The following is a 9,810-nucleotide window of genomic DNA, read 5'->3' as shown; positions in this document are numbered from 1 at the left end:
TTAAATTTTTGGAAGAAAGAGCTATAGGAAGGCCGTCTACTTATGCACCGATAATAAGTACATTACTTTCAAGATATTATGTTGTGATAGAAGATAAAAAAATACTTCCAACTGAACTTGGGATAACGGTTAATGAAATTTTGTGTGATAATTTTTCTGATTTAATAAATGAGCAGTTTACTGCTAATATGGAAGCTGATCTTGATAAAATAGCTGATGGTGAATTAGAATGGAGAAATTTAATAAGGAATTTTTATGTTAAACTTGAAGAAGATTTAAAAATAGCTGACAGTAAAATTGAAAAAATTGAAATTCGTGATGAAGAAACCGATATAAAGTGTGAAAAATGTGGCAGGAATATGGTAATAAAGATGGGAAGATATGGAAAATTTTTAGCATGTCCCGGATTTCCTGAATGTAGAAATACTAAATCATTAGTTGAAAAAATTGGTTTAAAATGTCCTAAATGTGGAGGAGATATTGTAATAAAAAGAAGTAAAAAAGGAAGAGTATTTTACGGATGTGACAATTTTCCAAAATGTGATTTTGTAACGTGGAATAAACCTATAGATAAGATTTGTCCTAAATGTGGAGAAGTTTTAACAGAAGTAGTAACCAAAAAGGGCAATTTGATAAAATGTAGCAATAAAGATTGTAATTATGTTGAAAAGTAATGGAGATTAATATGAACTTTATATCTGATAATGTTATTGGTATTGTAAATAAAGATATTTCTATGAAATACAATGTAGTTCCTAAATTAGAAAATAATAGTAATATCGTATTCTGGTCAACTGAAATTGATCAGAATACACAGCTATATTTGGAGATACTTTTGAATAAAACCATAACATTTGAAATTTGTAGTGATGAAGAATTAATTAATCATAGGAAGAGTGTATATTCTGTTTCTGATATGTCCATACTTAAAAGTTCACTTGAAGATTTTGAATCTAGAGTAGAAATAGAAAGTGGAGAATTAGAACTTGGAGAAAAATCCAAAGTATCTGAATTTTTAAATAATATTATTTTTTATGCAATAGAAAATAAATGTTCTGATATACATATTGATGGACTTATAAATTCATCGCTCATTAGAGTTAGAATTGATGGAATTTTAATGGACTTATTTGAGATAAAAAAGAGTGTAATTAAATTTATAATAAATAGAATTAAAGTTCTCAGTAATTTAGATTATACTGTAAAAAATATACCACAAGACGGAAGGTTTAGTTTTAATTACTTAGGAAAGAATATTGATATAAGAGTTGCAATAACCCCAACAATATATTCTGAAAAAGTAGTGCTTAGGATTTTAGATAGAGAAAACGTTTTATTTACTAAGAAGGGAATCGGATTACATGGAGACAAACTAAAAGCTGTAGAAACTCTAATTAAGCAGCCCAATGGTCTGATATTGGTATGTGGTCCTACCGGTAGCGGAAAAACATCTACACTGTATACTTTACTTAAATCAATTCAAAGTGAGGATATAAATATACTTACTATAGAAGATCCTGTTGAATATAAAATCGAAGGTATAAATCAGTTAGAAATAAATGAGAAAGTCGGATTTGATTTTAATTCAGGTCTTAAGACAATATTAAGGCTTGATCCGGATAAAATAATGGTTGGTGAAATAAGAGATAAAGAAACGGCAAGTACATCTCTTAGAGCCTCAATAACAGGACATTTAGTGCTCAGTACACTACATACTAATGATAGTCCGTCAGCAATATATAGATTAAAGGATATGGGAATAGAAAGTTATCTAATATCTGCCGGGATTATAGGAATAATCTCACAAAGATTAGTAAGAAAACTTTGTGATTGTAAAATTAAAGAGAAAAAATATATAGATATATTTGATGAAGAAATGGAAATATATAAAAAATGTGGTTGTCCTAAATGTGCCAATAGCGGATATGCTGGAAGAAAAGCGGTATTTGAAATATTAATTTTGGATGATGAATTGAAAGAAGCTCTAAATTCATCTATCAGTTTAACTGAATTTAGAAAGTTATGTAAAAAACATAATATGATTTCTTTAAAAGAATCTATGAAAGAGTTGTTACTTGAAGGAATTACATCTTTGGATGAGGTATATAAAAATATAATTACTATAGGTGACTTATGATTTTTAAATACAAAGCATTGGATTTTAAAGATAATTTAATAGAAGATAGACTTGAGGCAAATTCAGAAAAAGAGGCTATATCAATTTTAAGAAGTAGAAATCTTAGACCTATTAAGATTGTTGAGATAAATAAAATTAATGTGGATATAGTATTAAAGAGAAGAACATTTAATAATGAAGATTTGCATATTTTATTATATCAACTATATGTATTGGTTAATGCAAAAAATACAATTCCATCTGCATTTAGAGTATTATTGAAAAGTTATAGCGGTAAAAAGAATAAGATTTTAAAAAAAGTATATCAAGACTTACTTTCGGCGAAACCGTTAAGCGATGCCTTAAAAGAAAGTGGAGAATTTCCAAATCTAGTTGTAAATATGATAGGAGTTGGAGAAAATTCATCTAATATGATACTAATATTAAAAAATTTGTCAGAATATTATTTAAATAAAGTTAAGCTTGATAAAAAAATAAGAAATGCTTTATCATATCCGATTTTATTATTTGTGGTTACATTTTTTATAGTGAATTTTTTAATGTTAAATATATTACCTACATTTGCAGAAGTTTTTAAAAATTCCGGTGCAGAGCTTCCGTATATTACACAGATATTGATTAATATATCCACATTTATAAATAAGAATATTATTATAATAATTTTAAATTTTTTAATTGCCATTCTTTTATTAGAAATATTTTTTAAAACTTATAGGGGAAGGTACACATTAGATAAAATTAAGTTAAAGAATAAATTTTATAAGACAATAATTGTTAAGAGATTTGTAAATATGCTTAACTACTTAATATCGTCCAAAGCTACAATGTCTAACTCTCTTGAAATAATAATAGATTCAACAGAAAATTTTGTTGTAAAGGAACATATAAAAAATGCAATTAGAGATTTGTATGATGGAATAAGTTTATCAGATTCATTGAGAAATACGGGATTGTTTTCTGAAGCGGCATTATCTATGTTAAACATAGGAGAAGAAACTTCTGAGCTCGATAATATTCTTAGAGCATTAGATGATTATTATGAGCATGAAATATATTTTAAAAGTCAAAAATATGTTTCGCTTGTAGAACCGATAATCATATTAGTATTATCTATATTTGTTGGATTCATAGTAATTTCAATTGCAATGCCTATGTTTGATTTAGTTAATAGAATTTAAGGAGGTTTTTTATGAAAAAATTAAAAGGATTTACATTGGTTGAATTAGTTGTAGTTATTGCAATAATTTTAATTTTGGTATCTATAGCAGTTCCTAAATATGAAAAATCAAATTTATCAGCACAAGCAGCGGCTCACAATGTGAATGTAAAAGAAATAAAAAATGCAGCTATTTTATATCTCATAGAACATCCTAACGAAAAAAATGTAACTATAGAAAAACTATCAGATTATTTTGAAAATGGAATTCCAAAACCAGCTAAAGCTCTAAATCAGGAAAATTTTCAAATAAGTGTTGATGATAATTCAAATATAACAGTAACTCCCGGAACTGTTAAAGTTAATGGGAAAAATCTTGAAGTGGAGAAGTAATGTTATACATAATAGTTTTTATTTTTGGAAGTATTTTGGGCTCTGCAATAGGAGCCTATATTTATAGGAGAAAAAATTTAAAAAGCTTTTTAATCGGACGATCAAAATGTGAAATTTGCGGTAAACAAATTCCCTTTTATTATAATATTCCAATACTGTCATATATTATTTTAAAAGGAAAATGTAAAAATTGTAAAAATAAAATACCTGTATATATTTTTATGTGTGAAATTATAATGGCGATATTAACTACTATATTGTATATTAATTATGGATTTCAATTTAAATTTTTATTGAGGCTATTAGAATTAATTTTATTATTAATAATTTCTGTTACAGATATTAGAGAAAAAGCAGTATATACAATTGATATTTTTGCATTATTTTCAACTGAATTTTTTATTAAAATTTATTATGGAGATGTTATGTTAAATAGCATTAAGATGATGGTTTTGCTTGGAATGATTTATTTTTTAATATATTATTTGTCAAAAGCAATGGGAGAGGCAGATGTTATTTTAGGAGCAGTATCAGGATTTTTTGCTACAAATTTTTATGAAGTTTTTAAAATCTTTAGAAATAGTTTTATGGTTGCGGCATTTGTAGTAATATTATTAGTATTTTTAAAAAATAAAGGAGCAAAAGAGAAAATAGCATTTTGTCCATATATAGCAATAAGTATATTAATGGTGATAATATGAGTAAGAATTTTGCATATTTAATTTTTGATGATTATTGTTTTGACTTTATAAGTAATAATTTTATGAAAAGGGTAGAAATACCAAGGAATATTTTAATTGATGGGATTATAGTAGATAAAAATTATTTGTATTATATACTAAAAAAATTTTTTGAAAATAATGATATATCTGAAAAAGAATTTATAATTTTCAATCAATCATCTAAAATATTCAGTTTAAAATTAAAACTTCCTAAAATCAGCGAAGAAGATATTAGAAGCATGATAGGATATGAGATAGAAAATTTGCTTCCTATAAAATTGTCTGAATATGAATTTGTATATACTTATACAATAAATTCAGAAATAAATGTAGATGTTAGAGTTGCTCGGAAAGATTTTATAGCTGATTTTGAGGATGTATTTAAAAACCTCAATAAAAAATTAAAAGGATTTTATTTTTTTAATGATTTTTGTGAAGATACAAAATTTACAAATTTTATAAGTTTAAACTTTGGACATACTTTAATTAAAAATTCGGATGTAAATAAGAGTATTTACAATGCTGATTTTTATGAGATATTTAATAAATATAATTTGGAATATTTTGTATCTAAAGATATTATGGAAAAAAAGTTTGTTGAATTTGAAGGTAATACAATTTTAAAAATCGAAAACAATTTTGATTTAATTTTGTATAAAAATATAAATTTGATAAATAAATCATTAGAGTATGGAGCTACACTTTTTACCGGAAATTTAATAATTGATAAAACTAAAACTGAATTAGAAAAGATTAGTAATGAATATTTTTTTGAAATAGATTATAAAAAATTTAATCCTAATAAAAAGTTAAATTTTATAAAAGAACAAAAGAAAAAAGTTAGCAAAATATATTTTTATGCTTTAATATTTTTTGTGTTAAATTTCTTGTTATACATTTATATTTCCAACAATATCAATATAAGAGAAAGTGAACTTAACGAATTGAACAACAATAAGGAAATATTAGATAATAGAATTTCAGAGTTAAATTATGATGAACTTAAACAGAAAAATGAAAAGTTGTTAAAGTATATAGAAGAAGATAATGAACTGAGAGAAAAACAAAAATCGGCAGTTGATTTTGGGGATTTATTTTTAGAACTTGAGGATTTGGAAGATGATGAAATATTATTTACAGATTACTATTACTATAATGCAATGTATGTAAATGGAATAGCAAAAAATGAAAAGAAGATTGAAAAAATATTAGGAGATATTAAACATAAAAGTGAATTATTGCAGTCGGATATTGAAGATGGAGTAATTAAATTTAAAATAAAGATAGAGATAATGAACTGAAGAGTACTATTATGAAATATATTCAAGTTTAAGTAAAGAGGATAAAAATCTTCGGTAATTACATTTGTAAATTAATTATATTTATATAGGGCAACTAAGGTTGCTCTTTTTAATTTAAGTTAGTAAATCAATTGATTTATATATTTAATATTGTTGTAATTTGATAAAAATACATAATGTGATAAAATTCTATTTAGAGATTATTTTATAGTCAAATTAAAATAGAAGTGGATGAATAAATTGGAAATAGGGAAATTATCAAATGAAGAACTAAAAAATTATGTTTTAAAAAATATTACAGTAAATAGAGATGAAGTTTTATTTGGAGCAGACATTGGTGTTGATACTGCTGTATTAGATTTTAAAGACAACTTGATAGTTGCATCGACTGATCCTATAACCGGCGCTACAAATGATATAGGAAAGCTTGCGATTAATGTGTCATGTAATGATATAGCCTGCGAGTGTGCTGAACCGGTTGGTGTTTTAATAAGTGTATTGCTTCCTCCGAATGCAACTCTTGATGAACTTGATGCAATTATAAAAGATGCAAGTAGAGAATGTGAAAAACTTAATCTCAATATAGTCGGAGGCCATACGGAGGTTACTGATGCGGTAAATAGAATTGTAGTAACAACTACAGTACTTGGTAAGGTAAAACGGGAGTTATTACCTAAGATCAATAGAATAGAATCGGGAGATGTAATTGCAATTTCGAAATATATAGGAATAGAAGGGACTTGTATTGCTTATAATGAAAGAAAGAATGAGCTTGATAAAATTTTAAGTAAAAAAGATAAAATAGAAATATGTAGTATGTCAGAAATGCTTTCTGTAGTTAATGAATCAAAAATAGCTAAGGATTATAATGTAAAATTTATGCATGATATAACAGAAGGTGGACTTTATGGAGCCTTGTGGGAAAGTAGCAATGTAATAAAAAAAGCTATTGAAATTGATAAAAATTTAGTTCCCATAAAAAATTCCACTAAGAAAATATCAAAAATTTTTGATATAGATGTATTTAGATTTATTTCCAGTGGGAGTATGATTTTTATATTCAGTAAAGAGGATTTTTTAGAATTTAAGTTGAAATGTGAAAAAAATAATATATTAATTACTGAGATAGGAATTATAAAAGAAGGCTCAGATCTTTTAATCAAAGGAGAAAATAGAGAGGTAGTATTAGAAGCCACTGTTGATGAACTATATAAGATAGTATAAATTTATTGACTTTGACAATATATTAATGTTATAACTATAGTAATCAAGGAGGAATTATGAGAAATAAATATATATATTTAATTATACTTACATTTCTATTTTTACTATCCGACAAGGTATATGCCGATTCGCAGTTTGATGTGACTATTGACGGAAAAGATGTATCTGTAAAGATGGTAAATGTAGAGGTAAATAAAACTAAGCTTGACATGGCTTTTAATGCATATACAGATAAAGGCAGAACTTTTGTACCTATAAGAGAACTTACGGAAAGTTTAGGAGCTGATGTTGAGTGGGATAATAGTACAAAAAGTGCAAGCATAAGTCTTGGTCAAAAAGAAATAAAATTAAAAATAGGAAGTAATATTATTTATATAAATGGAGTTAAAACAAAACTTGAGGAAAATTCTATACCAAAATTTGCAGAATATAAAGAACCAAGAATTGAAACAAAGACAATGGTACCTTTAAGATTTTTGTCTGAAGCGTTTGGATATGATGTTGACTGGAATGGAGAAACAAAAACAGCCAGTGTTTTAAGTTCCAAAAAAGAAACATCTAAAGCTCAAAAAGAAGAAACTAAATCTAAAGATAAAGAAAAAATAAAAACTGCATCCCTTAATAACACAGATAAGGGAGTAAAATCTTTGAATGGTAATAATGCGTTATTTACTTCAAATTATGAAAAAATGGAAACGAATCAGTTGAATAAAACAGCTGAAGAAGAAGCATATAAGGCTGCAGGTCTTAGCATACCTGATTTAGAAGAAGAGGAAAGAGTTATAACTAAACGATTTAAAATAGATGGTCCTTTAACAATAGTTATTGATCCGGGTCACGGAGGAAAAGATTCCGGAGCTATTATGGAAAGCGGACTTACAGAAAAAGAGTTAAATCTTAAAGTAGCAGGTAGATTATATGAACTGTTAAAAAAAGAAGAAGGATATGAAGTAATAATAACAAGAACCGAAGATGAATTTATTAAACTCGTAGATAGAGCTGCAATTTCAAATGATAATGGTGCAGAAATTTTCTTATCTATACATTTCAACAGCTCAGATAATAAAGAAGCAAAAGGCATAGAAGTACTTTATGCTTCTGAAAGCAAAGTAAAAATAAAGACAGTTGAACAAAAGCATTTTGCTAATGAATTATTAAAAGCTTTAATAGAAGAGACTGGTTGTAGCAGTAGAGGGTTAAAAAATAGACCTGATTTGGTAGTATTAAATAAAACTAAAAATGTTTCGGCACTTGCAGAGCTTGGCTTTATGTCTAATGAAGAAGATTATAAAAATATTGTTGATGATAATTATTTAGATAAACTTGCTAATGGATTGTTTAAGGGAATTAAAAACTATGTCAACAAATATGGTGATAAATAAAAGAGGGTTATACCTCTTTTATTTTTGGAGGATAAAATGAGAGATAATAGGAAATTTGATGAAATGAGAAACATTGAACTTGAGTTAAATTATACTTCTGCTCCGGATGGTTCTGTACTTATTAAGTGTGGAAATACTAAAGTTATTTGTACTGCTATGATAGAAGATAAAGTTCCATTCTTTTTAAAAGGTAAAAATAGTGGATGGTTATCATGTGAGTATTCTATGCTTCCTGGCTCTACAAGCGTTAGAAAAGTGAGGGACATATCAAGGGGAAAACTTGACGGACGCAGTCAAGAAATTCAAAGGTTAATTGGTAGAAGCTTAAGATCATGTGTTGATTTATCAAAAATAGGAGAAAAAACTATTTGGATAGATTGTGACGTAATATCTGCAGATGGAGGAACTCGTACAACTAGCATCAATGGCTCCTTTATTGCATTGAGTCTTGCTGTAAAAAATGCTATTAGACAAGGGATTATTTTAGAAAATCCAATAAAGAATAAAGTTGCTGCTATAAGTGTTGGAATTGTAGAAAATGAAAAGCTTTTGGATCTTAATTATGATGAAGACTCCAATGCACAAGTTGATTTGAATGTAGTTATGAACGATAATAAGGAAATTATAGAAATTCAAGGGACGGCAGAAGGAAGAAGTTTTTCTAGAAAAGAGTTAAATGAACTTATAGATTTATCAGAAATCGCAATAGATAATATATTTAATATACAAAATAAGGTGTTACTTGATAAAGAAAAAATTGTTTTATCAAGTGATAATGAGCATAAAATAACAGAAATAAAAGAAATATTAAAAGATTTGCCTGTTGAGATTATATCTAAAAAAGATGTAAATCTTTCTAATATCAATGTTGATGAAAACCTTGATACACTTGAGGGAAATGCACATTTAAAAGCATCAGCAATAAAAGATAAGTGTGCTTATTCTGTAATAGCTGATGATACAGGATTATTTGTAAATGCACTTAACGGAGAACCGGGAGTACACTCTGCGAGATATGCAAAATCACATGATGATGTTGAAAACAGAAAATTGTTAATTAAAAACTTACGAGATGAAAAAGACAGGAGAGCTTATTTTAAAACTGTAATTGTATATATAGATTCTATAGGAGAAGAACATATTTTTGAAGGTATCTGTAAAGGAGAAATAACAGAAAAGGAAATAGGAAATGGTGGATTTGGATATGATTCTATCTTCTTACCTAAAGGATTTAACAGGACATTTGGAGAAATGAGCAGTGATGAAAAAAATCTCATTAGCCATAGAAGTGAAGCAATTAAAAAATTCAAAGATTTTTTAATGAAAAAATACAGTGATAAAATTATTTATTAATAATAAATAACTCTTGACTTAATATGCGAAATTTGGTAACATAAATTTGTTACTGATGATTATGGTGGGTATGGCCTAGTTGGTTAGGGCGCAAGATTGTGGCTCTTGAGATCGTGGGTTCGAATCCCACTATCCACCCCAT

At 26.7% G+C, this 9,810-nt stretch carries 9 protein-coding genes, 1 tRNA gene and 1 pseudogene; all 11 read left to right on the top strand.

Features of this window, described 5'->3' with window-relative positions:
• Positions 1-674: topoisomerase DNA-binding C4 zinc finger domain-containing protein (locus tag HMPREF0629_RS05240; RefSeq protein WP_039856671.1), on the top strand; the 674-nt coding region annotated here is incomplete at its 5' end.
• Positions 675-685: 11 nt separating this feature from the next.
• A complete protein-coding gene (locus HMPREF0629_RS05235; RefSeq protein ID WP_039856670.1) occupies positions 686-2,137 on the top strand; it encodes a GspE/PulE family protein in 1,452 nt (483 codons plus the stop codon).
• A complete protein-coding gene (locus HMPREF0629_RS05230; RefSeq protein WP_009222305.1) occupies positions 2,134-3,315 on the top strand; it encodes a type II secretion system F family protein in 1,182 nt (393 codons plus the stop codon). Before HMPREF0629_RS05235 ends, HMPREF0629_RS05230 begins: the two co-directional genes overlap by 4 nt.
• 11 nt (positions 3,316-3,326) lie before the next feature.
• Entirely contained in the window at positions 3,327-3,686 is a 360-nt protein-coding gene (locus tag HMPREF0629_RS05225; RefSeq protein WP_009222304.1) for a competence type IV pilus major pilin ComGC, read from the top strand.
• Positions 3,686-4,387: an A24 family peptidase gene (locus HMPREF0629_RS05220; protein ID WP_009222303.1), complete on the top strand. Its 702-nt coding sequence runs from the start codon at positions 3,686-3,688 to the stop codon at positions 4,385-4,387. The genes HMPREF0629_RS05225 and HMPREF0629_RS05220 overlap by 1 nt, the downstream gene beginning before the upstream one ends.
• Entirely contained in the window at positions 4,384-5,709 is a 1,326-nt protein-coding gene (locus tag HMPREF0629_RS05215) for a hypothetical protein (protein ID WP_009222302.1), read from the top strand. Before HMPREF0629_RS05220 ends, HMPREF0629_RS05215 begins: the two co-directional genes overlap by 4 nt.
• Positions 5,710-5,940: 231 nt before the next feature.
• Positions 5,941-6,933: an AIR synthase family protein gene (locus HMPREF0629_RS05210; protein ID WP_255263829.1), complete on the top strand. Its 993-nt coding sequence runs from the start codon at positions 5,941-5,943 to the stop codon at positions 6,931-6,933.
• A gap of 56 nt (positions 6,934-6,989) precedes the next feature.
• On the top strand, positions 6,990-8,315 hold the full coding sequence (locus HMPREF0629_RS05205) for an N-acetylmuramoyl-L-alanine amidase (RefSeq protein WP_009222300.1): 1,326 nt from the start codon (positions 6,990-6,992) through the stop codon (positions 8,313-8,315).
• A 36-nt stretch (positions 8,316-8,351) separates the two neighbouring features.
• Positions 8,352-9,077 (top strand): annotated as a pseudogene (rph, locus tag HMPREF0629_RS08190) (ribonuclease PH); the annotation flags it as partial.
• Positions 9,051-9,668, top strand: coding sequence for an RdgB/HAM1 family non-canonical purine NTP pyrophosphatase (rdgB, locus tag HMPREF0629_RS08185; protein ID WP_369688058.1), 618 nt, complete (start codon positions 9,051-9,053; stop codon positions 9,666-9,668). The pseudogene rph and the gene rdgB, both read left to right, overlap by 27 nt.
• A 64-nt stretch (positions 9,669-9,732) precedes the next feature.
• A tRNA-His gene (locus tag HMPREF0629_RS05195) sits at positions 9,733-9,809 on the top strand.
• Position 9,810 lies beyond the last annotated feature (1 nt).

The sequence above is a fragment of the Peptoniphilus sp. oral taxon 386 str. F0131 genome (genome assembly GCF_000090945.1).
In the GTDB taxonomy this organism is placed as follows: Bacteria; Bacillota; Clostridia; order Tissierellales; family Peptoniphilaceae; genus Anaerosphaera; species Anaerosphaera mikwangii.
The sequence above is the reverse complement of the archived record's forward strand: the minus strand, read 5'-3'. Positions and strand labels throughout refer to the sequence as shown.